Source organism: Stenotrophomonas sp. 63632_Sma, assembly GCF_056482875.1.
Window position 1 is genome coordinate 4,067,642 of sequence record NZ_CM151220.1, and the last position, 24,654, is coordinate 4,092,295.

The following is a 24,654-nucleotide window of genomic DNA, read 5'->3' on the forward strand; positions in this document are numbered from 1 at the left end:
CCCTACATGGAAGGTCTGGCTGCAGTTGCATCCGCCTCACCGGCCCGGTCACTGGCATTGTCCGCCAGCCCGGCCGAACTGACCTGGATCGCCGCATTGTGCGATGCCGGCGACGACGCCCCGCGTCACCTGCAGCAACTGCAGGCAGTGCTGCAGCAGGGCGGCACGTTCAACGATGCCCAGGAGTGGTACCCGTTCGAGGTGATCGAACGCGGCGCCAGCCAGCTGCGGCTGGGCCATGAGCGCGAGTTCGTGATCTGCGTGCTGCTGTGGCTGCAGGCGCTGGCCCAGGGCCGTGCCAGCATCCTGGACCCGAGCCTGCATCTGGATGATCGCGCGATGGACATCGAGGCCTTGCCCGATGCGCTGCGAGATGCAGTGCTGGATGCGTTCACCGCGGCGGGGTATTGAATCTGTAGCGTCGAGCCATGCTCGACGGCTCTTTCCCGGAGTCGAGCATGGCTCGACTCTACAAGGGCTCTACAACGCTTCCAGGCTGCACCACGGCAGTTCGGGCAGTCCCTGCCCAGCCACCGCCGCTGCCAGCTGTGCATCGGCGCCGTCGACATCGATGCCCTGGCGCGCGTACCACGCCGGGTCGTAATAGCTCTGCGCGTAGCGCTCGCCACTGTCGCACAGGATGCTGACAATGCTGCCCTGGTGGCCCGCCTCACGCATCCAATGCGCCGCCTGCAGCACACCGATGAAGTTGGTGCCGGTGGAGCCACCGACACGGCGGCCGAGCTGGCGGCTGACATGGCGCATCGCGGCCAGGCTCAGCGCGTCGGGCACCTTCACCATCGCATCGACGCTGGTCGGGATGAAGCTCGGCTCCACCCGCGGCCGGCCGATGCCTTCCACGCGCGAACCACCACTGCAGGTCAGGCCACGCCAGTCCTGCTCACCGGCCACGGCGGCCTGGTAACCGTCGAAGAACACCGACACTTCCGGGTCTGCACAGAGGATGCGGGTGTCGTGCCGGCGGTAGCTGACATAGCGGCCCAGCGTGGCCGCAGTACCGCCGGTACCGGGGCTGCACACGATCCATTCCGGAACCGGGCTGGGCTCCTCGGTCATCTGCTTGAAGATGGACTCGGCAATGTTGTTGTTGGCGCGCCAGTCGGTCGCCCGCTCGGCATAGGTGAACTGGTCCATGAAGTGGCCACCGGTTTCGCGGGCCAGCTTCTCCGATTCACCGTTGAGTTCGCAGGCGCGCTCGACCAGGTGGCAGCGGCCCCCGTGGAACTCGATGGCGGCGATCTTCTCCGGCGAGGTCGTGGCCGGAATCACCGCGATGAACGGCACCCCCAGCAGGCGCGCGAAATAGGCTTCGGAGACGGCGGTCGAGCCGCTGGAGGCGTCGATCACCGGCCGTCCTTCGCGCAGCCAGCCGTTGGTCAACGCATACAGGAACAGCGAGCGCGCCAGCCGGTGCTTGAGGCTGCCGGTGGGATGGCTCGATTCATCCTTCAGGTACACATCGATGCCCGCGAACCCCGGCAGCGCCAGCGGGATCAGGTGGGTATCGGCGGAACGGTTGAAATCGGCTTCGATCTTGCGGATGGCGGCAGCCACCCATTCACGCTGCGACATGGCGGGCAATGCTCAGAACGGAACGGTGCGATCCGCCCATTGTACGTCGCGGTGCCGTCAGGTGACGGCCGGTAGAATGGCCCCATCCGGCCAGCAACGGCCCTGTCTGAAGGACCTCCCCCATGACCATTCCCGCCCTGCGCGATGTCCCCGGCGTCGCCGCTCAGGCCCCGGCCGAAACCACCGGCTTCGTGTTCAACCACACCATGCTGCGGGTGAAGGACATCACCGCCTCGCTGGACTTCTACACCCGCGTGCTCGGTTACCAGCTGATCGACAAGCGCGACTTCCCGGACGCCCAGTTCAGCCTGTACTTCCTGGCCTACGTACCGGCCGGCGCGGTGGTGCCGGAAGACGACAGCCAGCGCCGCGTGTGGATGGCCGGCCTGCCGGGCGTGCTGGAACTGACCCATAACCACGGCACCGAAACCCAGGACGGCGCGGTCTACCACGACGGCAACAGCGACCCGCGCGGCTTCGGCCACATCTGCGTGTCGGTGCCGGACATCGAGACCGCCTGCCAGCGATTTGAAGACCTGGGCGTGACCTTCCAGAAGCGCCTGACCGACGGCCGCATGAAGAACCTGGCCTTCATCAAGGACCCGGACGGCTACTGGGTCGAGATCATCTCCAACGCCTGACCCAAAAAGGGGACGGAGGGGATTAAGTCGTTTCTGGCACTATTGGCTGGAAGCGACTTAATCCCCTCCGTCCCCTTTTTTGCGAGGTTCGTATGGAAACGATGGAACTGCACCGCGGGCGCTTGATCGACCATCTGCAGCTGGTGGTGCGTGACCTGGCAGCCAGCCGCCGCTTCTACCAGGCGGTGTTCGACACCATCGGCGTGCCCCTGGGCGGCGAAGGGCCGGACTTCTTCTGGGCCGATGAGCTGTTCATTTCCAGCGCCAGCAGCGAGGCCGCCGCCGGCCAGCTGACCGGGCGCCACCATCTGGCGTTCCAGGCACGCGACAGCGCCACCGTCGATGCCTTCCACACTGCGGCCATCGCCGCCGGAGGCAAGGACAACGGCGCACCCGGCGAGCGCCCCTACCATCCCGGCTACTACGGCGCCTTTGTGCTCGATCCGGATGGCAACAACATCGAAGTGGTCTATCACGGTCCGGCGAACTACAGCGCCGATTCGGTGAAGGTCACTTTCTGATATCACCGAAGCCGTGAACGAAGAAGCCGGGCAATGCCCGGCTTCTCTGCATCCAAGAGTCCAGCCCTCAGTGGGCGGCCATGTAGATGTCCTGCAGTACGGCCTTTTCCAGCTCCAGCTCGCCCAGCAGGTTCTTCACGATGTCACCCAGGCTGAGGATGCCAACCAGCAGGGTGCCTTCGGTGACCATCAGATGACGGCGCCGCGAGTATGTCATCAGTGACATGGCCTGCTTCAGGGTCGCTTCCGGCGCAATGCCTTCCAGGCCGGTGGACGGCAGGCTGGAAATCACCCGGCGGCCGGCCTGCGGGCCGTCGTCGGCCAGGGTGCGCACGATGTCCTTCTCGGAAATGATGCCGACTGGGGCATCGTCCTTCATCACCACCAGCGCAGCGATCTTGTTCGCGCTCATCTTGTGGGCGGCGGCACCGATGGTGTCTTCGGCGTCGATGGTGATGACAGCTTCTTTCTTGGATTGCAGGAGTTCGCGGACGTTCATTCTTGTTTCCTGGTGCAGGTCACTAAGTCAAAAAGTGTGCTCTTCCGATACGCCCCCTCCCCGGGAACAGACCTTTCAGCGCACGTCTGGCGCACCCGGCTGCCGGTGGAAATGGATCGGCAGACGACGTGCTGCAACGCGAACGAGGTGGGTTCAACCGCTCAACCCGGCCCTCGGTCAAATCGATTCTACGACTGCGACCATCGGTCACTACCGGCATCGATAGGACAGTTCGTCGTGGGAACCAACTGACGATCCAGAGAATGGCACCGCGGCTGAAACCGCCGCTGAATACAGGCGATGTCGCGCATTAAAGATTGATTGCCTGCTGCCGACAGCGGACAGAACACCCGGCGGCTGTCCCACTTGGCATTGCCAGCGACGCAAACGAAAGGGGCCACGTGGGCCCCTTTCGCATGCAGCTTCCAGCGGTTCCGGCGGAGTTACTCCACCGTCACGCTCTTGGCCAGGTTGCGCGGCTTGTCCACGTCGGTGCCACGTGCCAGTGCGGTGTGGTACGCCAGCAGCTGCACCGGGATGGTGTGCACGATCGGGCTGAGCACGCCGGCATGGCGCGGCGTACGGATCACATGCACGCCTTCGGACTCGTTGAAATTGCTGTCCTGGTCGGCGAATACGAACAGCTCGCCGCCGCGCGCGCGTACTTCCTGCATGTTCGACTTCACCTTCTCCAGCAGGCTGTCGTTGGGCGCGATCACCACTACCGGCATGTCCTCGTCCACCAGCGCCAGCGGGCCATGCTTCAGCTCGCCCGCCGGATAGGCCTCGGCGTGGATGTAGGAGATTTCCTTGAGCTTGAGCGCGCCTTCCAGCGCGATCGGGTAATGCAGGCCACGACCCAGGAACAGTGCGCTGCTCTTGCGCGCGAAACGCTCGGCCCAGGCGGCGATCTGCGGCTCCATGTTCAGCGCGTGCTGCACGCTGCCCGGCAGGAAGCGCAGCTGCTCCAGGTAGTCCGCTTCCTGCGCCGCGTCGATGCGGCCATGCAGCTTGCCCAGCACCACGGTCAGCTGGAACAGTGCGGCCAGCTGGGTGGTGAAGGCCTTGGTCGACGCCACGCCGATCTCGGCGCCGGCGCGGGTGTAGCAGACCAGCTCGCTGGCGCGCGGAATCGCGCTTTCCGGCACGTTGCAGATCGACAGCGTGTGCCTGTGGCCCAGCGACTTGGCGTACTTCAGCGCCTCCATCGTATCCAGCGTTTCGCCGGACTGGGAGATGGTGACGATCAGGTGCTTCGGGTTCGCATAGGCGGCGCGGTAGCGGTACTCGCTGGCAATCTCCACGCTGCACGGCAGGCCGGCGATGGCTTCGATCCAGTAGCGCGCGGTCAGGCCGGCGTAATAGCTGGTGCCGCAGGCGATGATCTGCACGCCTTCGATGCCTGACAGCACGGCCTCGGCATTCTTGCCGAACAGTTCGGCCGGGAAACCACCGGCGTCGATCGCTGCCTCGATGGTGTCGCCCAGCGCGCGCGGCTGCTCGTGGATTTCCTTCTGCATGAAGTGGCGGTACGGGCCCAGCTCCAGCGATGCCAGCGATACGTCGGACAGGTGCACCTCGCGCTCGATCGGCTGGTCATGCTCATCGAAGATGCGCACGCCGTCGCGGCGGATTTCGGCGGTGTCGCCCTCTTCCAGGAAGATCACCTTGCGGGTGGCCGAGATCACCGCCGAAACGTCGGACGCCACGAAGTTCTCGCCCTCGCCCAGGCCGATCAGCAGCGGGCAGCCCATGCGCGCGCAGACGAAGCGTTCCGGCTCGGCGCGGCTGACCACGGCCAGTGCGTAGGCACCGGTCAGCTCCTTCACCGTATGCTGCAGCGCCACCAGCAGGTCGTCGCCGTCCTTCAGGTGGTGATGGATCAGGTGCGCGATGACTTCGGTGTCGGTCTGCGACTCGAAGGTGTAACCCAGGGCACGCAGCTTCTCGCGCTGCTCCTCGTGATTTTCGATGATGCCGTTGTGCACCAGCGCCACGCCGTGGCTGATGTGCGGATGCGCGTTGGCCTCGGTGACACCACCGTGGGTGGCCCAGCGGGTGTGGCCGATGCCCAGCACTGAATTGAAGCCCTCGGCCTCGGCCGCAGTGGCCATTTCCGACACACGGCCGGTACGACGCACGCGGCGCACATCCGGCCGTTCGGCATGGTCGATCACCGCGATGCCCGAGGAATCGTAACCACGGTACTCAAGGCGCTTCAGGCCTTCGATCAGCACCGGCACTACGTCGCGATCAGCGATCGCACCCACGATTCCACACATGTCACGCGTTTCCTTGAAGACGATCGCCGCATTCTAGCCTGCGGGCCCGCGCTCCCCCTCCTGTCCGCTTAATGAAAGTGTCCGGAAAGGTGTCCGCGGACACCCGGACACTTCAGGGCGCCTCCCAACCCATTGACCCACAAGGAAATAAAGTTGGCACGCTACGTGCTTGGTACCCACTACCACCGTCAGGCACGCACCCGATGATCCGCGACACCTCCGCACAGGACCAGATCGTTTCCTCCGCCCCGGCCGGCACCACCCGCGCCAACTGGCAGCGTTACCGCTGGCCGGCACTGGGCGCCATCGCGCTGCTGGCCGGCATCGGCTGGGCCGTGTACGCCTGGTCCAACGCCAGCCGCTCCTACGACAGCAGCCGCGTGCGCATCGCCGAAGTGAAGCGCGGTGACCTGGTCCGCGACATCGCCGCCGACGGCCGCGTGATCGCCGCCAACAGCCCGATCCTGTACGCCATCTCGGCCGGTACCGTGGACCTGAAAGTCGTTGCCGGTGACGTGGTCAAGAAGGACCAGGAGCTGGCGGTCATCGACAGCCCGGAACTGCGCAGCAAGCTGGCCCAGGAGCAGGCCACCCTGGCCGGCCTGGAAGCCGAGGCCAGCCGCGCCGCGCTGGACGCCACCCTGGCCCGCGCCAAGTCGCGCAAGGAAACCGACCAGGCCACCATCGAGCGCCAGGCCGCCGACCGCGACCTGCAGCGCTACCAGCGCGGTTACGACGGCGGTGCAGTACCGCAGATCGATCTGGCCAAGGCCAAGGACTCGCTGAAGAAGGCCGACATCACCCTGGCCAACGCCACCACCGATGCCCGCCTGCAGAGCCAGGGCGCGGACCTGGATGCCCGCAACAAGCGCCTGCTGGCCGACCGCCAGAAGGCCGTGGTGGCCGAGGTGCAGCGCCAGGTGGACGCGCTGACCCTGCGCGCGCCGTTCGACGGCCAGGTCGGCCAGGTGCAGGCTATCCAGTCCACCAACCTGGCCGCCAATGCGCCCGTGCTGGGCGTGGTCGACCTGTCCAAGTTCGAGGTCGAGATCAAGGTGCCGGAAAGCTTCGCCCGCGACCTGGCGATCGGCATGCCGGCACAGCTGACCGGCGGCAACGGCAAGCCGTTCCCGGGCGAGATCAGTGCGGTGTCGCCGGAAGTGGTCAACGGCGAGGTCAACGCCCGCGTGCGCTTCGCCAGCGCGCAGCCGGAAGGCCTGCGCCAGAGCCAGCGGATGTCGGTGCGCGTGCTGCTCGACACCCGCAAGGACGTGCTGAAGGTCGAGCGCGGCCCGTTCGTCGAACAGGGCAACGGCATCGCCTACGTAATGGACGGCCGCACTGCGGTGCGGCGTCCGGTGGAACTGGGCGTCAGCAGCCTGGGCGAAGTGGAAATCAAGTCGGGTGTGCAGCCGGGCGACCGCATCGTGGTCTCTGGCAGCGACCTGTTCAAGGACGCCGAACGCGTCTCCGTCAACTGATACCTGATACCTGAATCCTGGAGAGAGGACACCCCATGTACATGCTCGAAATGCGTTCGGTCGCCAAGGTCTTCCGCACCGAACAGGTGGAAACCCACGCACTGCGCTCGCTGGAACTGCAGGTCAAGGAAGGTGAGTTCGTCGCCGTCACCGGCCCGTCAGGCTCCGGCAAGACCACCTTCCTCAATATCGCCGGCCTGCTGGAAACCTTCACCAGCGGCACCTACATGCTTGACGGCCAGGACGTGAGCACGCTGGGCGATGATGCGCGCAGCCGCCTGCGCAACCAGAAGATCGGCTTCATCTTCCAGGGCTTCAACCTGATCCCCGACCTGAACCTGTTCGACAACGTCGACGTGCCGCTGCGCTACCGGAAGATGAGCGCCAACGAGCGCCGCGAACGTATCGAGAAGGCGCTGAGCCAGGTCGGCCTCGGCTCGCGCATGAAGCATTATCCGAATGAACTGTCGGGTGGCCAGCAGCAGCGCGCGGCCATTGCGCGTGCGCTTGCCGGCAGCCCGCGCCTGCTGCTGGCCGACGAACCGACCGGCAACCTGGACACACAGATGGCCCGCGGCGTGATGGAACTGCTGGAAGAGATCAACGCTGCCGGCACCACCATCGTGATGGTCACCCACGATCCGGAACTGGCCGCGCGCGCGCAGCGCAACGTGCACATCGTCGATGGCCAGGTGACCGACCTGGTGCGCGAGCCGGTGCTGGCCACCCCGCCGCGCCACATCGTCGCCGTCAACGAGTGAGGGCCCGACCATGTTCGCCTACTACGCCCGATTGGCGGTGCGCAGCTTCCGCCGCAACAAGATACTGACCGCGTTGATGGTGGTTGCCATCGCGCTCGGCATCGGCGCCTCGATGACCACGTTGACCGTGTTCCACGTGCTGTCCGGTGACCCGATTCCCGGCAAGAGTGACCGCCTGTTCTATGTGCAGCTTGATGCCGCGACCGGCGCCTATGTCGCTGGCGAGGAACCGGAAACCCAGCTGACCCGCTTCGACGGTGAAGCCCTGCTGCGCGAAGCCAAGGGCGAGCGCCAGGCGCTGATGAGCGGCGGCGGCGGCACCATCGAACCGGACAACAGCACCCTCAAGCCCTTCAGCATCGATACCCGCTGGACCTCGGCCGACTTCTTCCCGATGTTCGAGGTGCCCATGCAGTACGGCCGCGCCTGGACGCGCGAGGACGATGAAGGCCGTGCACGCGTGGTGGTCATCTCCAAGGCGCTCAATGACAAGCTGTACCAGGGCGCCAACAGCGTGGGCCGCGACCTGCGCATGGAAGGTCAGAGCTACCGCATCGTCGGAGTGATGAAGAAATGGAGTCCGGAGCCGCACTTCTACGACCTGACCACGGGCAGCTACGGCAAGAACGAGGACCTGCTGCTGCCGATCTCCACCTCCTTCGACCTGAAGCTGGGCAACAACGGCAACATGAACTGCTTCGGCGAGAATCCCGACGGCAACAGCTACTCGCTCAACGCACCGTGCGCGTGGCTGCAGTACTGGGTGGAGATGGACCCGGCCAAGGCCGCCGACTACCGCCGCTACCTGGAGAACTATTCGACCCAGCAGCGCGAGGCCGGCCGCTTCAAGCATCCGCCGAACGTGCGCCTGCGCACCGTGATGGAATGGCTGGACTTCAATGGCGCGGTCCCCAGCGATGTGCGCCTGCAGCTGTGGCTGGCGCTGGGCTTCCTGGGTGTCTGCCTGGTCAACACGGTGGGCCTGCTGCTGGCCAAGTTCCTGCGCCGCAGTGGTGAGATCGGCGTGCGCCGCGCCCTCGGTGCCAGCCGTGGCCAGATCTTCCTGCAGTGCCTGGTGGAAGCCGGTGCGGTCGGCGTTGTCGGTGGCGTGCTGGGTATCGGTCTGGCCCTGCTTGGCCTGTTCGCGGTGCGCCAGCAACCGGTGGAATACGCAAAGCTGGCCCACCTGGACGGCAACATGCTGCTGCTCGCGCTGGGCCTGACCCTGCTCGCCAGTCTTGCCGCCGGGTTCCTGCCCGCCTGGCGCGCCATGCAGGTCACCCCGGCCATCCAGCTCAAGTCGCAGTAAGCACCCGAACGAGGACTCCCATGGACATCCGCCCCATCCTCAGCACGCTGCGCCGGCACAAGACCGCCGCTGCCCTGATCGTGCTGGAAGTCGCACTGACCTGCGCCATCGTCTGCAACGCGCTGTTCCTGGTCAGCCAGCGCGTGGAGAAGATCAGCATGCCCAGCGGCATCGCCGAGAGCGAACTGGTCATGCTGCGCGTCAGCGGCATCGGCAAGCAGACCGACGCCATGGCCCGCACCCGCGAGGACCTGGCATCGCTGCGCGCGATTCCCGGCGTCAGCAACGTCACCATCATCAACCAGGTCCCCTTCCGCAACGGCTCCTCCAGCAGCAGCATTTCGCGTGTGATCGACCAGGAACGGCCGACCACCAACGCCTCGATGTACACCCTGTCCGAGAACGGGCTGGCCACGATGGGCATCAACCTGATCGCAGGCCGCGATTTCCTGCCCGACGAGTACCAGAACTTCGAAGACGCCAGCAAGGGCGGCGCAAAGGAGAACGCGATCCCGGTCATCCTCACCCAGGCCACCGCCGCCAAGATGGAACCCAATGGCAGTGCGCTGGGCAAGACCTACTACATGGGCAAGCAGCCGCTGCATGTGGTCGGCATCGTCGACACGCTCAGCACGCCCAATGGCTGGAATGACAACTGGACCAACTCGATGCTGCTGCCCATGCGGCGCACCTTCGACGAAGGTGGCACGTATGTGCTGCGCACTTCGCCGGAACGCCGCAAGGAAGTACTCGATGCCGGTGCCGCCGCGCTGGAACGCAACGACCCCAACCGGCTGATGCGCGACAAGCTGACCTATGAAGACCAGCGCAAAGACTTCTTCAAGAACGACCGCGCGATGGTCGGCCTGCTGATCACCGTCAGCATCTCGCTGCTGGTGGTCACCGCGCTGGGCATCATCGGCCTGGCCAGCTTCTGGGTGCAGCAGCGCAGCAAGCAGATCGGCATCCGCCGTGCGCTGGGCGCGACCCGCGGGCAGATCCTGCGCTACTTCCAGACCGAGAACTTCCTGCTGGCCACGCTGGGCATCGTGCTGGGCATGCTGGCGGCCTACGCCATCAACCTGGCGCTGATGAACCTGTACGAGCTGCCGCGCATGCCGCTGTACTACCTGCCGCTGGGTGCACTGCTGCTGTGGGTGCTGGGCCAGATCGCGGTGTTCGGACCGGCGCGGCGTGCGGCGGCGGTGCCGCCTGCGGTCGCCACGCGGGGCGCGTGAGATGCGCGCCTGCGCGATGTGCCTGATGCTGCTCCTGCCATTGCCGGCGCTGGCCGGCGGTGGCAGTGCGCAGACACTGGAGTGGCGCCAGGATGCCGCGCGGTTGTCATTGCGCTCAACTGAGGGCCAGGTGCGCGTGGAGGCCGCCAGCCCGGAAATGCGCTTCGGCGTGCGCAGTGGCGATCGCATCCTGCGCGTGGACGACACGGCGGTGCGCCGGGTCGAACACCTTGCCGAGGCCCTGCGTCATTCCAAGGCAGCCACCGCCTATCTGTTGCTGCGCCGCGACAAGCGCGAACTGACGGTGGCGGTCGACGCCGCAGCCTGGCGCCAGGCGCTGGAGGTGCCGCCGCCACCTGCACCGCCACGGCCCCCGGCGCCTCCCCGGCGCTGAGCGAGGGCCGCTCCTGCACAGCCACGGGTTTGGCTATGCTTGATGGGTGGCGCCGGGCTCTCCCGGTGCGTGGACACGAACGGCTCCAACGGCGCCGCCCATCCCTTTCTGCAGAACCGCTTGATGCCTGCGATCCTGATCATCGACGACAACGCCAGCGTGGGTACCGCGCTGGACGTGCTGTTCTCCCTGCACGACATCGACACCCTGCAGGCGCAGAGCCCGTCCGAAGGGCTGGCCCTGCTGGAGTCGCAGCCGGTCGACCTGGTGATCCAGGACATGAACTTCAGCGAGGACACCACCTCCGGCGAAGAAGGCGAGGCCCTGTTCGCGCAGATCCGCGCGCGCCATCCCGATCTGCCGGTGATCCTGCTGACCGCCTGGACCCACCTCAGCAGCGCGGTGGATCTGGTCAAGGCCGGTGCGGCCGACTACCTGGCCAAGCCCTGGGACGACCGCAAGCTGATGACCACGGTCAACAACCTGCTGGAACTGTCCGAGGCGCGCCGCGAACTGGACCGGCGCCGCAGCCGTGAACTGCGCCAGCGCAATGCGCTGGAAGAGAAGTACGACCTGTGCGGCGCGGTCTTCGCCGACCCCGCCAGCGAGCGCGTCATCGCTCTCGCCTGCCAGGTCGCACGCTCGGAACTGCCGGTACTGATCACCGGCGCGAACGGTGCCGGCAAGGAGAAGATCGCGCAGATCATCCAGGCCAATTCCCTGGTGGCCAAGGGTCCATTCGTGGCGGTCAACTGTGGCGCGCTGCCTTCGGAACTGATCGAGGCCGAACTGTTCGGTGCCGAGGCCGGGGCGTATACCGGCGCCAACAAGGCACGCGAAGGCAAGTTCGAGGCCGCCGATGGTGGCACCCTGTTCCTGGATGAGATCGGCAACCTGTCGCTGGGCGGGCAGATGAAGCTGCTGCGTGTACTGGAAACCGGCCGCTTCGAGCGCCTGGGCTCCAACCGCGAACGCCAGGTCAAGGTCCGCGTGGTCAGCGCGACCAATGCCGACCTGCCGGCGATGATCCGCGACGGCACCTTCCGCGAAGACCTCTATTACCGCCTCAACACGGTGGAACTGGTGCTGCCGCCGCTGGCTGAACGCCCGGGCGACATCGTGCCGCTGGCCGAGCGCTTCCTGACCGCTGGCAAGCCCCTGTCCAGCGCCGCCACCGCCGCCCTGCAGCGGCACCCGTGGCCAGGCAACGTGCGCGAACTGCGCAACGTGATCCAGCGCGCCGAACTGCTGGCCACCGGCAACCGCATTGAAGTGGCCGATCTCAACCTGCCGCGCGCAGCCGCCGCACCGCGCCCGGCCCCCAGTGCGGGCAATGACCCCGACCGCGCGCGCATCGAGGAGGTACTGGCGCGCAACCATGGCGTCATCGCCCAGGCCGCCGCCGAACTCGGCCTGAGCCGCCAGGCGCTGTACCGGCGCATGGACCGCCACGGTATCCCGCGAGAATGAAACGGCGCTCGTTCACTTTCCGCCTGTTCCTGCGCCTGCTGCCGGTGCTGGCGCTGGCCGCCGCGTTGCCGTGGCTGCTGGCCTACTGGATGGACCATGGCTGGGTGGTGACCACGGTGTCGGCGTTGATCCTGCTATCGCTGATGTGGTGGACCCTGCGTCGCGCTACCGCCCCGGTGCGGTCACTGATGCGGGCCCTGGCGGGCACCACCAGCAGCTATCGCGACGGCGAATACAACTTCGGGGTGCACTGGCCCGGCAATGACGAGCTCGGCGACCTGGTGCAGGCGCACCGCGAACTGGGCGATGTGCTGCGTGCACAGCGGCAGGGCCTGGTGCAACGCGAACTTCTGCTGGACACGATGGTGCAGAACACGCCGGTGGCGATGCTGCTGATCGCCTCGGGCGGTGATGGCATCGCCCGCGTGGTGTTCTCCAATCTGGCTGCGCGCAAGCTGCTGCATGGCGGCTGGAAGCTGGAAGGCCAGCGCCTGGAGGACGTGCTGGAACAGGTGCCGGTGGAGCTGCGCGATGCCATCGCCCGCGGTGGCGACAGCCTGTTCGCGGTGCATGCCGAGGGCGAGGACGGCGATGAGGACGACGAGCAGGTGTACCACCTCTCGCGCCGCGCCTTCCAGCTCAATGGTCGTCCGCACGACCTGCTGCTGGTGCGCCTGCTGACCGCCGAGCTGCGCCGCCAGGAAGTACAGACCTGGAAGAAGGTGATCCGGGTGATCAGCCACGAGCTCAACAACTCGCTGGCACCGATTGCCTCGCTGGCCCACTCCGGCGGTGTACTGGTGCAGCGTGAGCGCTTTGACCGGCTGCCGGAGATCTTCACCACCATCGAGGATCGTGCTCGCCACCTGGAAGGCTTCATCCGCGGCTATGCGCGCTTTGCCAAGCTGCCGCAACCGCAGTTGCAGACCGTGCACTGGGCCCCCTTCCTGTCCAGCCTGCGCCAGCAGATCCCATTCGGCATGGAACGTGAGCCGGATGAGGAACTGAGCAGCCGCATCGACATCGCCCAGTTCGGGCAGGCACTGCTGAACCTGTTGAAGAACGCGCACGAAGCCTGCGCCGAAGCAGAACCGCCCAACGACGACGTACAGGTGCAACTCACGCGGCTGCCGCAGTGGCTGCGCCTGGACGTACTGGATCGCGGCAAGGGCATGAACGAGCAGGTGCTGCAGAATGCGCTGATGCCGTTCTATTCGACCAAGCGCAATGGCACCGGGCTGGGCTTGGCCTTGACCCGCGAGATCGTGGAAGCGCATGGCGGCCGGGTATCACTGCAGAATCGCGGCGATGGCGGGTTGTGCGTGTCGATCCTGTTGCCGGTGGGTTGAGCGGGTAGGTCCACGCCATGCGCGGATGTGCCGACCAAGGTCGGCACCTACCAAACCTGCCGCATCGCCACCCGCAGGTGCATCGGGAACCCGAGCGCAGCCTCTTCGGCCATCACCGCGCGCAGGCCATCGTTCCACTGCGCCTCGGGCACTACGTCGAATCCTTCGCTGGCATAGAAGGCCGCATTCCACGGCACATCGGACAGCGTGGTCAGCACCGCGGCCGCGTAGCCTCCCGCCCTCGCCTGCGCCAAGGCATGGCGCAGCAAAGCGCGGCCGTGGCCACGCCGCGCGTGTGCGGGATCCACGTCCATCTGCAGCACATGGAATTCACCGCAGAGTTCGCCGGCCAGCAGGTAACCCGCGATACCACCGTCAGCCGCATCCACCAGCCACAACTGGCCACGTTGAAGGCCATCCTGCAGCGTCGGCAGGTCCAGACCATGCCCGGCAAACACCGGGTAGGCCTGGTGCCCCTTCAGCAGTTCACCGGCACGTTGTTCAATTGCCGGCAGCATGCCGAGTTCGTCGGCATGCGGGATGCGTGGCTCAGGACTTCTTGAGCGGGCGCTTCCAGCCATCGATGGTTTCCTGTCGTGCACGTGCCAGTGTCAGCTTGCCATCCGGGGCGTCGCGGGTGATGACCGAACCGGCGGCAATCGTCGCGCTGTCGCCAATGGTCACCGGTGCTACCAGCGAACTGTTGGAACCGATGAAGGCGTTGTCGCCGATGGTGGTGGTCGACTTGTTCACGCCGTCGTAGTTGCAGGTGATGGTGCCGGCACCGATGTTTACCTTGCTGCCGATCACCGCATCGCCCAGGTAGGTCAGGTGGTTGGCCTTGCTGCCAACACCGAGGGTGACCTTCTTGGTCTCGACGAAGTTGCCCACGTGCACGCCGTCGGCGAGCACGGTCCCCGGGCGCAGCCGCGCGAACGGTCCCACCAGTGCTGCGCCTTCGGTGACCACGCCTTCAAGATCACAATGCGCGCGCACTTCGGTGCCCGGGCCAAGATTGACGTCCTTCAGCCGGTTGAACGGGCCCACGGTGACGCCGTCGCCGAGCACGATGTGGCCTTCCAGAACGACGTCGACATCGATCAGCACATCGCTGCCCACGGTGACGGTGCCACGGATATCCAGTCGTGCCGGGTCACGCACGCGCGCGCCCTGCGCGCACAGGGCCCGTACCGCGCGGCGCTGCCAGGCACGCTCCAGCTGCGAAAGCTGCCAGGGATCGTTTGCCCCTTCGGCTTCCTGCGCGTCGGCCACCAGTGCCATTTCGGCCGGGGTGTACTCGTGCGCGGCAAAGGCGAACACGTCGGTCAGGTAGTACTCGCCCTGAGCGTTGCTGTTGGACAACTGCGACAGCCAGCGCCGCAGCGCGGTCGACTCGGCGGCAATGATGCCGGTATTGATCGTGCGCACACGCAGCTGGTCGCCGGTAGCGTCCTTCTGCTCGACAATGGAGCCCACCTTGCCTTCGGCATCGCGCAGCACGCGGCCGTAGCCGGTCGGGTCATCGACATCGGCGACCAGCACCGCCAGGCGACCCGGCTGCGCCAGCAGGTCGCGCAGGGTCTGCGCGCGGATCAGCGGCACGTCGCCGTACAGCACCAGCACCTGCGCGGCGTCGGGCACCTGCGGCATCGCCTGGGCCACCGCATGGCCGGTGCCGAGCTGCCGTGCCTGTTCAGCCCATTGCAGGTCGGGCTGGTCGGCGAAGTACTGGCGCACCGCTTCACCACCATGGCCGTAGACCACGTGGATCGCCGAGGGCTGCAGTTCGCGGGCCGCATCGATCACATGCGCCAGCATCGGCTGGCCGGCGATCGGCTGCAGCACCTTCGGCAGCACCGACTTCATGCGCTTGCCCGCGCCAGCGGCGAGGATGATGACGTGCAGGGGTTGGGTCATGGAAACGGCAGTCCGTGGTTCGTTGCCGATGATTCTAGAGCGTGGGCCGTTAACATGTGCATCCCACCTCCTTCACCGCACTGATGGGCCTCGTCCGCCAGGGAAGCACCTATCTCATCATCGGGCTCGTGCAGCTGCTGCTCGACTGGCTGGTGTTCGTCACCGCGACCGCGCTGGGCCTGCCGGTGGTGCCTGCCAACATTGCCGGTCGCCTGGTCGGGATGCTGCTGGGCTTCTGGCTCAACGGCCGTTACACCTTTGCCAACGCAGGTGACGCGCGCCTTGGCTGGCGTCGATTTTCACGCTTCTTCGGGCTGTGGCTGCCGCTGACCGCGACAAGCACGTTGCTGGTGAGCCTGGTCGACCACGCGCTGGGCCTGCAGTACACCTGGCTGGCCAAGCCGCTGGTGGAAGGCGGGCTGGCGTGCGTTTCCTTCCTGCTGATGCGCTACGTGGTCTACCGCTGATACGGCGCTGGGATCGGGATCGGGATCGGGATCGGGATCGGTAGAGTCGACTGTTGGTCGACTGCTCTTCCATCAGACTGCGGAAATCCCGCGCTGCGCGCGATAGTCGACTGACAGTCGACTCTGCCCAGCCGACACTCTACCTCGCACAAACAAAAACGCCGGCACAGGGCCGGCGTTCTCGTGGATGCAGCGCGAGAAACCTCAGTGCTTGAGGTTCTTGCGCAGGCGCTCCAGGGCCTGCAGCTGGACGACGGCTTCGGCCAGCTTCTGCTGGGCTTCAGCCACTTCCATCGCCTCGCCGCGGTTGGCCAGGATGCGCTCGGCTTCTTCCTTGGCCTTGCGGACCGAGGCTTCGTCGATGTCCTGCGCGCGGATCGCGGTGTCGGCCAGCACGGTCACCACCTGCGGCTGCACTTCCAGGATGCCGCCGGAAATGGCGAAATCCAGCTGCTCGCCGTTCGGCGTGGTTACCACCACCTTGCCCGGCTTCAGGCGGGTGATCAGCGGCGCGTGCTTGGGCGCGATGCCCAGTTCGCCCAGCTCACCGGTGGCCACGACCAGGGTCGCTTCGCCACGGAAGATTTCCTGCTCGGCGCTGACGATGTCGCAACGGATCGTGCTCATGCAAATCTCTTCGCTGTTCGCGGCGGCGCAATGCCACCGTGGGAGTCCACCGGCGCGGGCGGTTGCCCGGCGCCGGCGTCAGGTCGGGCAGGATCGCTCCCGCCCGTCCCGGATCAGGCCTTCTCGGCCATCTTCTTGGCCTTCTCGACCGCTTCTTCGATGCCGCCGACCATGTAGAACGCCTGCTCCGGCAGGTGGTCGTACTCGCCATCGACGATGGCCTTGAAGCCACGGATGGTGTCCTTCAGCGGCACGTACTTGCCCGGCGAACCGGTGAACACTTCGGCCACGTGGAACGGCTGGCTGAAGAAGCGCTCGATCTTACGGGCGCGCGACACGGCCTGCTTGTCCTCTTCGGACAGCTCGTCCATGCCCAGGATCGCGATGATGTCCTTCAGTTCCTTGTACTTCTGCAGGGTCTGCTGGACGCGCTGGGCGGTGTCGTAGTGCTCGTGGCCGATGACCAGCGGGTCCATCTGGCGGCTGGTGGAGTCCAGCGGATCGACGGCCGGGTAGATACCCAGCGAGGCGATCGAACGCGACAGGGTGACGGTCGAGTCCAGGTGGGCGAAGGTGGTCGCCGGCGACGGGTCGGTCAGGTCGTCCGCGGGAACGTAGACGGCCTGGATCGAGGTGATCGAACCGTTCTTGGTCGAGGTGATGCGCTCCTGCAGGACGCCCATTTCCTCGGCCAGGGTCGGCTGGTAACCCACGGCGGACGGCATGCGGCCCAGCAGTGCCGACACTTCGGTACCGGCCAGGGTGTAGCGGTAGATGTTGTCGACGAACAGCAGGACGTCCTTACCCTTGCCGTTTTCGTCCTTCTCGTCGCGGAAGTACTCGGCCATGGTCAGGCCGGTCAGGGCGACGCGCAGACGGTTGCCCGGCGGCTCGTTCATCTGGCCGTACACCATCGCCACCTTGTCGAGGACGTTGGAGTCCTTCATTTCGTGGTAGAAGTCGTTGCCCTCACGGGTACGCTCACCCACGCCGGCGAACACGGACAGACCGCTGTGCGCCTTGGCGATGTTGTTGATCAGCTCCATCATGTTGACGGTCTTGCCGACGCCGGCGCCGCCGAACAGGCCGACCTTGCCGCCCTTGGCGAACGGGCACATCAGGTCGATGACCTTGATGCCGGTTTCCAGCAGCTCGGTAGCCGGGGACTGGTCTTCGTACGACGGGGCCGCACGGTGGATTTCCCAGCTGTCGCTGGCGGCCACCGGGCCGGCTTCGTCGATCGGACGGCCCAGCACGTCCATGATGCGGCCCAGGGTGCCAGCGCCGACCGGCACGGAGATACCGCGGTCGGTGTTGGTGGCGACCAGGTTGCGCTTCAGGCCGTCGGTGGAACCGAGGGCGATGGTACGCACCACGCCGTCGCCCAGCTGCTGCTGGACTTCGAGGGTGATTTCGGTGTTGTCGACCTTCAGTGCGTCGTACACCTTCGGCACCGACTCACGCGGGAATTCGACGTCGACGACCGCGCCGATGATCTGAACGATCTTGCCCTGACTCATTGCTGCATCCTCTAAATGTGTGCTTTGAACGAACGCGGTCAGACTGCTGCCGCGCCGCCGACGATTTCGGAGATTTCCTGGGTGATCGCTGCCTGGCGTGCCTTGTTGTAGACCAGCTGCAGCTCACCGATCAGCTTGTTGGCGTTGTCGCTCGCCGCCTTCATCGCGACCATGCGTGCGGCATGTTCGGAGGCAACGTTTTCCAGCAGCGCCTGGTACACCAGCGACTCGATGTAACGCGTCATCACGTGCTCCAGCACGGTCGCGGCATCGGGTTCGTACAGGTAATCCCAGTCGTGGTGAGCGACCTGCTTCTCAGCCGGCGGCAGCGGCAGCAGCTGATCGAAGCTGGCCTTCTGCGTCATGGTGTTCACGAAGCGGTTGTAGACCAGGTACACGCGGTCGACCTTGCCTTCGGTGAAGGCGTCGAGCATGACCTTGATCACGCCGATCAGCGATTCCAGCTTCGGCACGTCGCCGATGTGGGTCACGCTGCCGACCATGTTGACCTTCACGCGGCGGAAGAAGGTCGATGCCTTCTGGCCGATGGTCACCAGGTCCACTTCCGCGCCCTTGTCCTGCCATGCCTTGGCTTCGCCCAGCATCCTGCGGAACAGGTTGTTGTTCAGGCCGCCGGCCAGGCCGCGATCGGAGGAGATCACGATGAAGCCGACCCGCTTGACCTGCTCGCGCTCGACCAGGAACGGATGCTGGTAGTCGGTGCTGGCCTGGGCCAGGTGACCGATCACCTGCTTCATCGCCTGCGCGTACGGACGCGAGGTCTTCATCCGATCCTGCGCCTTGCGGATCTTGGAGGCCGAGACCATTTCCAGGGCGCGCGTCACCTTGCGGGTGTTCTGCACGCTCTTGATCTTGGTTTTGATTTCGCGTCCGCTTGCCATCTCTTGTTTCCCGTGGCGCGGGGCTGCTGCCCCGCGTTGTTCAACCGTTTGTCATCTGGTCCAGCGGAGCCAGAGGCTCCGCTCTACAGGACCGCGATTACCAGCTGCCGGTGGTCTTGAACTCGGCGATGCCCTTCTTGAAGGCACCTTCGATGTCGTTGTCCCAACCGCCGGTGGCGTTGACCTTGCTGACCAGTTCGCCCTGGGTGTTGGCGAAGTGGGCGTGCAGGCCTTCTTCGAACGCCAGCAGCTTGTTGACCGGCACGTCGTCGAGGTAACCCTCGTTGACGGCGTAGATCGACAGCGCCTGGTTGGCGATCGACATCGGCGCGTACTGCTTCTGCTTCATCAGCTCGGTGACGCGCTGACCACGCTCCAGCTGCTTGCGGGTCGCTTCGTCCAGGTCCGAGGCGAACTGCGCGAACGCAGCCAGCTCGCGGTACTGGGCCAGCGAGATACGGATGCCGCCCGACAGCCTCTTGATGATCTTGGTCTGGGCCGAGCCACCGACGCGCGACACCGAGATACCGGCGTTCACGGCCGGGCGGATGCCGGCGTTGAACAGGTCGGTTTCCAGGAAGATCTGGCCGTCGGTGATCGAGATCACGTTGGTCGGAACGAAGGCGGACACGTCGCCGGCCTGGGTTTCGATGATCGGCAGCGCGGTCAGCGAACCGGTCTTGCCGGTGACCTTGCCTTCGGTGAACTTCTCGACGTATTCCTCGGACACGCGGGCAGCGCGCTCGAGCAGACGGGAGTGCAGGTAGAACACGTCACCCGGGTAGGCTTCACGGCCCGGCGGGCGCTTCAGCAGCAGCGAGATCTGGCGGTAGGCGACGGCCTGCTTGGACAGATCGTCGTACACGATCAGCGCGTCTTCGCCGCGGTCCATGAAGTACTCACCCATGGTGCAGCCCGAGTAGGCGCTGATGTACTGCATGGCAGCCGATTCGGAAGCAGTCGCGGCCACCACGATGGTGTGGGCCAGCGCGCCGTTCTCTTCCAGCTTGCGCACGATGTTGGCGATGGTCGAAGCCTTCTGGCCGATCGCAACGTACACGCACTTGATGCCGGTGCCCTTCTGGTTGATCACCGCATCGATCGCCATCGCGGTCTTGCCGGTCTGGCGGTCACCGATGATCAGCTCGCGCTGACCACGGCCGATCGGGATCATCGAGTCGACCGACTTGTAACCGGTCTGCACCGGCTGGTCGACCGACTTGCGCCAGATCACGCCCGGAGCAACGCGCTCCACCGGAGCGGTCAGGTCGGTGCCCAGCGGGCCCTTGCCGTCGATCGGCTCGCCCAGCGCGTTCACGACGCGGCCCAGCAGTTCCGGACCGACCGGCACTTCCAGGATGCGGCCGGTGGTCTTGGCGACGTCGCCTTCGCGCAGGTTTTCGTAGTCACCCAGGACCACGGCGCCGACCGAGTCGCGCTCCAGGTTCAGGGCCAGGGCGAAGGTGTTGTTCGGCAGTTCGATCATTTCGCCCTGCATCACGTCGGCCAGACCGAAGATGCGCACGATGCCGTCGGACACGCTGGTCACGGTGCCTTCGTTGCGCGATTCCGCGGCCAGCTTGACCTTCTCGATGCGGTTCTTGATCAGTTCGCTGATTTCGGAGGGGTTGAGCGTGGTTGCCATCGTCAAGTCCTAGTGCCGGCAGCGGGGCCGGACGTTAAATGAATTCAGTTAGCGAGCGCGGTCTGCAGACGGGCCAGCTTGCCCTTCAGCGAACCATCGATGACCACGTCGCCGGCGTCGATCACGGCGCCGCCGATCAGCGAAGCATCGACCGCGGTGGTCACGTCGACCTCGCGGTTGAAGCGCTTGCGCAGCGCAACCTTGATCGCGTCCAGCTCTCCGGCCGACAGCTCGGAAGCCGAGGTCACCGTGGCCTTGACCACGTGCTCGGCTTCGGCGCGCAGGGCGTCGAACATGCCGGAGATTTCCGGCAGCAGCGGCAGACGATGCGATTCGGCCAGGATGGCCAGGAAGCGCGAGTAGGTCTCGCCGTGGGACACCGGCGCCAGCAGGGCGACGGCGTCGTCACGACCCAGCTCCGGGTTGGCGAGCAGGGCCGCCACGCGCGGATCGGCGGCGACGTGGGCGGAGAACGCCAGGGCGTCCGACCACGGCGCGAACGCGCCTTCGTCGCGCGCGGTCGCGAACGCGGCGCGGGCGTACGGGCGGGCAAGCGTGAGGGCCTGGCTCATCCTTAGATCTCCGAGGCCAGCTCGTCGAGCAGCGCCTTGTGGGCGTTGGCGTCGATTTCGCGCTTGAGCAGCTTTTCGGCACCGGTCACGGCCAGCGCAGACACCTGCTTGCGCAGATCTTCACGGGCACGGTTGGCGGCGGCGTCGATTTCAGCCTGGGCCAGTTCCTTCTGACGGGTGGCTTCGGTGATCGCTTCGTTACGGGCAGCATCAACGATCTGGTTGGCACGTGCGTGGGCCTGATCGATGATCTCGTTGGCCTTGGTACGTGCTTCCTTCAGCGCTTCGTTGACCTTCTCCTGCGCCTGGGCCAGATCTTTCTGGCTGCGGTCGGCAGCAGCGAGGCCTTCAGCAATCTTCTGCTGGCGCTCTTCGATCGCGTTCATCAGCGGCGGCCAGATCTTGGTCGCGATGATCCAGATCAGACCAGCGAAGGCCAGCGCCTGCGCAAGAAGGGTGAAATTGATATTCATGGTTAGCTCGATCGCTGGTTTCGGGGTGGACGCGCCGCCGTAGCGGCGCATCCGGCCTTCATCCGAAACCGGGTGCATCAGCACCCGGTCGTCTCAAACCGCTGTATCAGCCGGCCAGAGCCTTGGTGACGGCGCCAGCGAAGGCAGCCGACAGCGGGTTGGCGAAGGCCAGCAGCAGGCCGACGGCGACCGAGATGATGAACGCGGCGTCGATCAGGCCGGCGGTGATGAACATGCGGACCTGCAGGACCGGGATCAGTTCCGGCTGGCGGGCGGCCGACTCCAGGAACTTACCAGCCATGATGGCCAGACCCAGACCGGCGCCCAGCGCGGCCAGGCCGATCATGATGCCGACGGCAAGGGCGGTGGAGCTCTGAATCTGCGCGAAGTTGGTCAGGACGGCGAAGTACATGGTTATCTCCAGGAACTTAAGTTGCTAAGGGTGATGAAACGGATGAAGGTTGAAACGCGTTGAAGCTTGAAACTCAGTGAGCGTCTTCCGACAGGCTCAGGTACACGATCGACAGCATCATGAAGATGAAGGCCTGCAGCGGGATCACCAGCAGGTGGAACAGCATCCAGCCGAGGCCGAACACACCACCGGCAATGGCACCGAAGAAACCGGCACCACCCAGCACCCAGATCAGCAGGAACACGATTTCGCCGCCGAACATGTTGCCGAACAGTCGCATCGCCAGCGAGATCGGCTTGCTCAGCCACTCGACGATGTTGAGGATCAGGTTGAACGGCATCATCCACTTGCCGAACGGCGCCGTCAGGAATTCCTTGATGAAGCCGCCCAGGCCCTTGGACTTGAGCGCGAAGAACAGCATCAGGAAGAACACGCTGATGGCCATGCCCAGGGTGGCATTGACGTCAGCGGTCGGGACCGGCTTCCAGTAGTGCACGCCCACCCATTCCAGCGGCTTGGCGATGAAATCGGCCGGGATCATCTTCAGCAGATTCATCAACAGGATCCAGAAGAAGATCGTGATGGCGATCGGCGTGACCAGCTTGCTCTTGCCGTGGTAGGTGTCCTTGGCCTGGCGGTCGACGAACTCCAGGCAGATCTCGACGAAGGCCTGCCACTTGCCCGGCACGCCGGCGGTGGCCTTGCGGGTGCCCAGCCAGAACGCGACAACGATCACCAGGCCCATCAGGACCGCGGTGAGGAAGGTATCGACGTGGATATGCCAGAACATACCCTCACCCTTGCCGACCGGCGCGGTCAGGTTGTGCAGGTGATGCTGGATGTAGCTGGTAGGGGTTAGAGCCTCGCCCGCCATGTGTCCGGAACCTTCAGTTAATTGAATTCTGTCAACGCCTGGCCATCGCCAGGACCTGGAACATCAAGCCGACGGCGATACCGGCCAACAGCGCCAATGCAGGCAGCTTGAAGACCAGGAACCCCACCAGCAGGACGCCGAAAACCACCACCCACTTGGCCACGATCGCAATGATCAGGCGAGCCATCGCCGAACCTGCGGCCAGTGCCCCACCGCCCAGTGCCATCCGTGCCGCCACCCAGCCACCGGCCGAAATGGCCACACCGGACGCCAGCGCGCCGAGGGCATATTTCGGACCTACCAGCAGGAAGGCCAGGGCCAGGACAGCCACTGCGGCCAGCGGGTAGACCGCGGCGCGCAGCATCAGTCGCCGACCCGCATCAACGGAGTTCAGCACAGGACGTCCCGCGTGGTTGCAAGTGGAGGGCTGAGGCGACTACAGCAGGGGGGCCTCATCGAGCCGCCAAATTATAGCAATGGGACAATTTGCGAGACAACCGCTCCCTGTTCATCCCGGGAGGCCGCAAGTTGCGGTAACGGTTACATTTTTGCGTGCCACCCAGGGGACAATGACGTCCGTATGATGTTGCAGCGCAGTATTGAACTTTGGTCGCAGGCCGCGGAACTTTCGCCGAATGCGCCGGTCCGATCTTTCGACCTGCCTGCAGCAACCTCGTCGACGCTCCGCCCCGCAGGTCCCACGATGGCCCCGAAGCCCGGCTCCGGGGCCATCTTTTTGCATCGTCGCGACAGCGCTGAACCGTGCACACTTCGTGGACCATACGTTCACGGATGGTGGACGGGCCTGTCCGGCACAGTGGCCTTCATTCTGATGAACCACTGCAAGGACTCTTCGATGCGCCCCGTACCCACCCTGCTCGCCCTCTCCCTGCTCGCCGCTGGTGCTTCGTTCGCCACTGCCGCCCACGCCGCTGAAGGCGACGACCGCTTCGCCCTGCGCCTGGGTGCGATGAACATCGACTCGGACAACACCCTTCGCGGCAAGACCAACGTCGCCGGCCAGGACATCGGCTTCTCCGAGGACTTCAAGCTGGGTGGCAAGGAGTGGGAACCGCGCATCGACGGCATGTTCCGCATCAGCAACCGCCAGCGCCTGCTGTTCAACTACTTCAAGTACGACAAGGACCGCCGCGAGACCCTTGGCCAGGACATCTCCTTCGGTGACGTCAACGTGCCGTCCGGCAGCTTCGTCAAGGGCGAACTGAAGTACCAGGTCGCCAGCCTGGTCTATGACTACTCGGTGGTGGACACCGATACCTTCGACCTCGGCCTGCAGCTGGGTGCCGAGTACGCCAAGGTCAGCACCAAGGCCTACGCCGATCTGGGCACCGTCTACGAAGGCCAGTTCCTCAATGAGAAGACGGACGGCGTGGCGCCGGTGGTCGGTGCGCGCCTGAGCTTCACCCCGTCGGAAAAGTGGATGATCACGCTGCAGGGCCAGTATCTCAACACGCGCTGGGGCAGCTTCGATGACTACAAGGGCGACCTGAGCCGCGCCAACGCCATCGTGGATTACCGCTTCACGAAGAACTTCGGTGTGTTCGCTGGCTACGACTGGTTCAAGCTCGACGCGGACAAGAAGGGCAGCGACGGCACCATCGGCCTGAAGCAGGAATTCAAGGGCCCGGTGGCCGGCGTCAGCTTCGTGTTCTGATCCCACGCCCCTTCCACGGCACTCTCTCTCTC

General features: G+C 65.4%; 26 protein-coding genes. 12 read left to right on the forward strand and 14 right to left on the reverse strand.

The window, feature by feature from the left end; genetic code table 11:
- Positions 1–6: 6 nt before the first annotated feature.
- Entirely contained in the window at positions 7–411 is a 405-nt protein-coding gene (locus tag ACZK45_RS18855; RefSeq protein ID WP_005411111.1) for a hypothetical protein, read from the forward strand.
- A 69-nt stretch (positions 412–480) separates the two neighbouring features.
- Here ACZK45_RS18855 and ACZK45_RS18860 read toward each other — a convergent pair whose 3' ends face one another.
- Positions 481–1,593 carry a PLP-dependent cysteine synthase family protein gene (locus tag ACZK45_RS18860; RefSeq protein ID WP_478445068.1) on the reverse strand — a complete coding sequence of 371 codons (1,113 nt, stop codon included), beginning with the start codon at positions 1,591–1,593 and terminating at the stop codon, positions 481–483.
- A gap of 122 nt (positions 1,594–1,715) precedes the next feature.
- Here ACZK45_RS18860 and gloA point away from each other — a divergent pair, with 122 nt between their 5' ends.
- The gene (gene gloA, locus ACZK45_RS18865; protein ID WP_293791893.1) at positions 1,716–2,234 is read left to right on the forward strand and encodes a lactoylglutathione lyase; all 519 of its coding nucleotides are present in this window, start codon (positions 1,716–1,718) and stop codon (positions 2,232–2,234) included.
- A 92-nt stretch (positions 2,235–2,326) separates the two neighbouring features.
- Positions 2,327–2,755, forward strand: coding sequence for a VOC family protein (locus ACZK45_RS18870; protein WP_049399207.1), 429 nt, complete (start codon positions 2,327–2,329; stop codon positions 2,753–2,755).
- 67 nt (positions 2,756–2,822) lie between these two features.
- Here ACZK45_RS18870 and ACZK45_RS18875 read toward each other — a convergent pair whose 3' ends face one another.
- Together ACZK45_RS18875 and glmS are read right to left on the reverse strand one after the other, a co-directional pair.
- Complete coding sequence (locus tag ACZK45_RS18875; protein WP_006394252.1) at positions 2,823–3,254, reverse strand: CBS domain-containing protein; 432 nt, start codon at positions 3,252–3,254, stop codon at positions 2,823–2,825.
- A 443-nt stretch (positions 3,255–3,697) separates the two neighbouring features.
- Positions 3,698–5,536, reverse strand: coding sequence for a glutamine--fructose-6-phosphate transaminase (isomerizing) (gene glmS / locus ACZK45_RS18880; protein WP_478445069.1), 1,839 nt, complete (start codon positions 5,534–5,536; stop codon positions 3,698–3,700).
- 203 nt (positions 5,537–5,739) lie between these two features.
- On the opposite strand from glmS, the gene ACZK45_RS18885 reads away from it, so the two are divergent.
- The 7 genes from ACZK45_RS18885 to ACZK45_RS18915 all read left to right on the forward strand — a co-directional run bounded on the left by ACZK45_RS18885 (position 5,740) and on the right by ACZK45_RS18915 (position 13,538).
- Positions 5,740–7,017, forward strand: coding sequence for an efflux RND transporter periplasmic adaptor subunit (locus tag ACZK45_RS18885; RefSeq protein WP_180837270.1), 1,278 nt, complete (start codon positions 5,740–5,742; stop codon positions 7,015–7,017).
- 35 nt (positions 7,018–7,052) lie between these two features.
- Entirely contained in the window at positions 7,053–7,778 is a 726-nt protein-coding gene (locus ACZK45_RS18890; RefSeq protein ID WP_032129038.1) for an ABC transporter ATP-binding protein, read from the forward strand.
- A 10-nt stretch (positions 7,779–7,788) separates the two neighbouring features.
- The gene (locus ACZK45_RS18895; RefSeq protein WP_478445070.1) at positions 7,789–9,087 is read left to right on the forward strand and encodes an ABC transporter permease; all 1,299 of its coding nucleotides are present in this window, start codon (positions 7,789–7,791) and stop codon (positions 9,085–9,087) included.
- Between the two features lie 20 nt (positions 9,088–9,107).
- Complete coding sequence (locus tag ACZK45_RS18900; protein WP_049399196.1) at positions 9,108–10,325, forward strand: ABC transporter permease; 1,218 nt, start codon at positions 9,108–9,110, stop codon at positions 10,323–10,325.
- Between the two features lie 16 nt (positions 10,326–10,341).
- Positions 10,342–10,719 carry a PDZ domain-containing protein gene (locus ACZK45_RS18905; protein ID WP_478445900.1) on the forward strand — a complete coding sequence of 126 codons (378 nt, stop codon included), beginning with the start codon at positions 10,342–10,344 and terminating at the stop codon, positions 10,717–10,719.
- 123 nt (positions 10,720–10,842) lie between these two features.
- Complete coding sequence (locus ACZK45_RS18910) at positions 10,843–12,189, forward strand: sigma-54-dependent transcriptional regulator (RefSeq protein WP_346485708.1); 1,347 nt, start codon at positions 10,843–10,845, stop codon at positions 12,187–12,189.
- Positions 12,186–13,538: a sensor histidine kinase gene (locus ACZK45_RS18915; protein WP_049399192.1), complete on the forward strand. Its 1,353-nt coding sequence runs from the start codon at positions 12,186–12,188 to the stop codon at positions 13,536–13,538. Before ACZK45_RS18910 ends, ACZK45_RS18915 begins: the two co-directional genes overlap by 4 nt.
- 47 nt (positions 13,539–13,585) lie before the next feature.
- Here ACZK45_RS18915 and ACZK45_RS18920 read toward each other — a convergent pair whose 3' ends face one another.
- Complete coding sequence (locus ACZK45_RS18920) at positions 13,586–14,119, reverse strand: GNAT family N-acetyltransferase (RefSeq protein WP_478445071.1); 534 nt, start codon at positions 14,117–14,119, stop codon at positions 13,586–13,588.
- Positions 14,088–15,455 carry a bifunctional UDP-N-acetylglucosamine diphosphorylase/glucosamine-1-phosphate N-acetyltransferase GlmU gene (gene glmU / locus ACZK45_RS18925; RefSeq protein WP_478057578.1) on the reverse strand — a complete coding sequence of 456 codons (1,368 nt, stop codon included), beginning with the start codon at positions 15,453–15,455 and terminating at the stop codon, positions 14,088–14,090. The genes ACZK45_RS18920 and glmU overlap by 32 nt, the downstream gene beginning before the upstream one ends.
- A gap of 83 nt (positions 15,456–15,538) precedes the next feature.
- Between glmU and ACZK45_RS18930 the strand changes: the two genes are divergently transcribed.
- On the forward strand, positions 15,539–15,922 hold the full coding sequence (locus ACZK45_RS18930) for a GtrA family protein (protein WP_478445072.1): 384 nt from the start codon (positions 15,539–15,541) through the stop codon (positions 15,920–15,922).
- Between the two features lie 204 nt (positions 15,923–16,126).
- Here ACZK45_RS18930 and ACZK45_RS18935 read toward each other — a convergent pair whose 3' ends face one another.
- The 9 genes from ACZK45_RS18935 to ACZK45_RS18975 form a co-directional block, all read right to left on the reverse strand.
- The gene (locus ACZK45_RS18935; RefSeq protein WP_005419509.1) at positions 16,127–16,549 is read right to left on the reverse strand and encodes a F0F1 ATP synthase subunit epsilon; all 423 of its coding nucleotides are present in this window, start codon (positions 16,547–16,549) and stop codon (positions 16,127–16,129) included.
- Positions 16,550–16,662: 113 nt separating this feature from the next.
- Entirely contained in the window at positions 16,663–18,069 is a 1,407-nt protein-coding gene (gene atpD, locus ACZK45_RS18940) for a F0F1 ATP synthase subunit beta (protein WP_032129045.1), read from the reverse strand.
- A gap of 38 nt (positions 18,070–18,107) precedes the next feature.
- Positions 18,108–18,971, reverse strand: coding sequence for a F0F1 ATP synthase subunit gamma (atpG, locus tag ACZK45_RS18945; protein WP_032129046.1), 864 nt, complete (start codon positions 18,969–18,971; stop codon positions 18,108–18,110).
- A gap of 97 nt (positions 18,972–19,068) precedes the next feature.
- Entirely contained in the window at positions 19,069–20,616 is a 1,548-nt protein-coding gene (atpA, locus tag ACZK45_RS18950) for a F0F1 ATP synthase subunit alpha (RefSeq protein ID WP_478445073.1), read from the reverse strand.
- Between the two features lie 44 nt (positions 20,617–20,660).
- Entirely contained in the window at positions 20,661–21,188 is a 528-nt protein-coding gene (locus ACZK45_RS18955) for a F0F1 ATP synthase subunit delta (protein WP_032129048.1), read from the reverse strand.
- 2 nt (positions 21,189–21,190) lie between these two features.
- On the reverse strand, positions 21,191–21,661 hold the full coding sequence (locus ACZK45_RS18960; RefSeq protein ID WP_005419512.1) for a F0F1 ATP synthase subunit B: 471 nt from the start codon (positions 21,659–21,661) through the stop codon (positions 21,191–21,193).
- A gap of 106 nt (positions 21,662–21,767) precedes the next feature.
- On the reverse strand, positions 21,768–22,073 hold the full coding sequence (gene atpE, locus ACZK45_RS18965; protein WP_005411133.1) for a F0F1 ATP synthase subunit C: 306 nt from the start codon (positions 22,071–22,073) through the stop codon (positions 21,768–21,770).
- A gap of 73 nt (positions 22,074–22,146) precedes the next feature.
- Entirely contained in the window at positions 22,147–22,947 is an 801-nt protein-coding gene (gene atpB, locus ACZK45_RS18970; RefSeq protein WP_010481316.1) for a F0F1 ATP synthase subunit A, read from the reverse strand.
- Positions 22,948–22,978: 31 nt separating this feature from the next.
- On the reverse strand, positions 22,979–23,344 hold the full coding sequence (locus tag ACZK45_RS18975; protein ID WP_006394654.1) for a hypothetical protein: 366 nt from the start codon (positions 23,342–23,344) through the stop codon (positions 22,979–22,981).
- A 459-nt stretch (positions 23,345–23,803) separates the two neighbouring features.
- On the opposite strand from ACZK45_RS18975, the gene ACZK45_RS18980 reads away from it, so the two are divergent.
- Complete coding sequence (locus tag ACZK45_RS18980; RefSeq protein WP_010481314.1) at positions 23,804–24,622, forward strand: hypothetical protein; 819 nt, start codon at positions 23,804–23,806, stop codon at positions 24,620–24,622.
- The last annotated feature ends 32 nt before the right edge of the window (positions 24,623–24,654 follow it).

Coding starts and splice junctions, on each gene's coding strand:
- ACZK45_RS18855 (WP_005411111.1), top strand. CDS start 7: ATGGAAGGTCTGGCTGCAGTTGCATCCGCCTCACCGGCCCGGTCACTG.
- ACZK45_RS18955 (WP_032129048.1), bottom strand. CDS start 21,188: ATGAGCCAGGCCCTCACGCTTGCCCGCCCGTACGCCCGCGCCGCGTTC.
- ACZK45_RS18860 (WP_478445068.1), bottom strand. CDS start 1,593: ATGTCGCAGCGTGAATGGGTGGCTGCCGCCATCCGCAAGATCGAAGCC.
- atpA (WP_478445073.1), bottom strand. CDS start 20,616: ATGGCAACCACGCTCAACCCCTCCGAAATCAGCGAACTGATCAAGAAC.
- atpE (WP_005411133.1), bottom strand. CDS start 22,073: ATGTACTTCGCCGTCCTGACCAACTTCGCGCAGATTCAGAGCTCCACC.
- ACZK45_RS18960 (WP_005419512.1), bottom strand. CDS start 21,661: ATGAATATCAATTTCACCCTTCTTGCGCAGGCGCTGGCCTTCGCTGGT.
- ACZK45_RS18900 (WP_049399196.1), top strand. CDS start 9,108: ATGGACATCCGCCCCATCCTCAGCACGCTGCGCCGGCACAAGACCGCC.
- ACZK45_RS18885 (WP_180837270.1), top strand. CDS start 5,740: ATGATCCGCGACACCTCCGCACAGGACCAGATCGTTTCCTCCGCCCCG.
- ACZK45_RS18895 (WP_478445070.1), top strand. CDS start 7,789: ATGTTCGCCTACTACGCCCGATTGGCGGTGCGCAGCTTCCGCCGCAAC.
- ACZK45_RS18915 (WP_049399192.1), top strand. CDS start 12,186: ATGAAACGGCGCTCGTTCACTTTCCGCCTGTTCCTGCGCCTGCTGCCG.
- ACZK45_RS18980 (WP_010481314.1), top strand. CDS start 23,804: ATGCGCCCCGTACCCACCCTGCTCGCCCTCTCCCTGCTCGCCGCTGGT.
- ACZK45_RS18905 (WP_478445900.1), top strand. CDS start 10,342: ATGTGCCTGATGCTGCTCCTGCCATTGCCGGCGCTGGCCGGCGGTGGC.
- gloA (WP_293791893.1), top strand. CDS start 1,716: ATGACCATTCCCGCCCTGCGCGATGTCCCCGGCGTCGCCGCTCAGGCC.
- ACZK45_RS18890 (WP_032129038.1), top strand. CDS start 7,053: ATGTACATGCTCGAAATGCGTTCGGTCGCCAAGGTCTTCCGCACCGAA.
- ACZK45_RS18875 (WP_006394252.1), bottom strand. CDS start 3,254: ATGAACGTCCGCGAACTCCTGCAATCCAAGAAAGAAGCTGTCATCACC.
- ACZK45_RS18930 (WP_478445072.1), top strand. CDS start 15,539: ATGGGCCTCGTCCGCCAGGGAAGCACCTATCTCATCATCGGGCTCGTG.
- ACZK45_RS18920 (WP_478445071.1), bottom strand. CDS start 14,119: ATGGCTGGAAGCGCCCGCTCAAGAAGTCCTGAGCCACGCATCCCGCAT.
- ACZK45_RS18935 (WP_005419509.1), bottom strand. CDS start 16,549: ATGAGCACGATCCGTTGCGACATCGTCAGCGCCGAGCAGGAAATCTTC.
- atpD (WP_032129045.1), bottom strand. CDS start 18,069: ATGAGTCAGGGCAAGATCGTTCAGATCATCGGCGCGGTCGTCGACGTC.
- glmS (WP_478445069.1), bottom strand. CDS start 5,536: ATGTGTGGAATCGTGGGTGCGATCGCTGATCGCGACGTAGTGCCGGTG.
- atpG (WP_032129046.1), bottom strand. CDS start 18,971: ATGGCAAGCGGACGCGAAATCAAAACCAAGATCAAGAGCGTGCAGAAC.
- ACZK45_RS18910 (WP_346485708.1), top strand. CDS start 10,843: ATGCCTGCGATCCTGATCATCGACGACAACGCCAGCGTGGGTACCGCG.
- atpB (WP_010481316.1), bottom strand. CDS start 22,947: ATGGCGGGCGAGGCTCTAACCCCTACCAGCTACATCCAGCATCACCTG.
- glmU (WP_478057578.1), bottom strand. CDS start 15,455: ATGACCCAACCCCTGCACGTCATCATCCTCGCCGCTGGCGCGGGCAAG.
- ACZK45_RS18870 (WP_049399207.1), top strand. CDS start 2,327: ATGGAAACGATGGAACTGCACCGCGGGCGCTTGATCGACCATCTGCAG.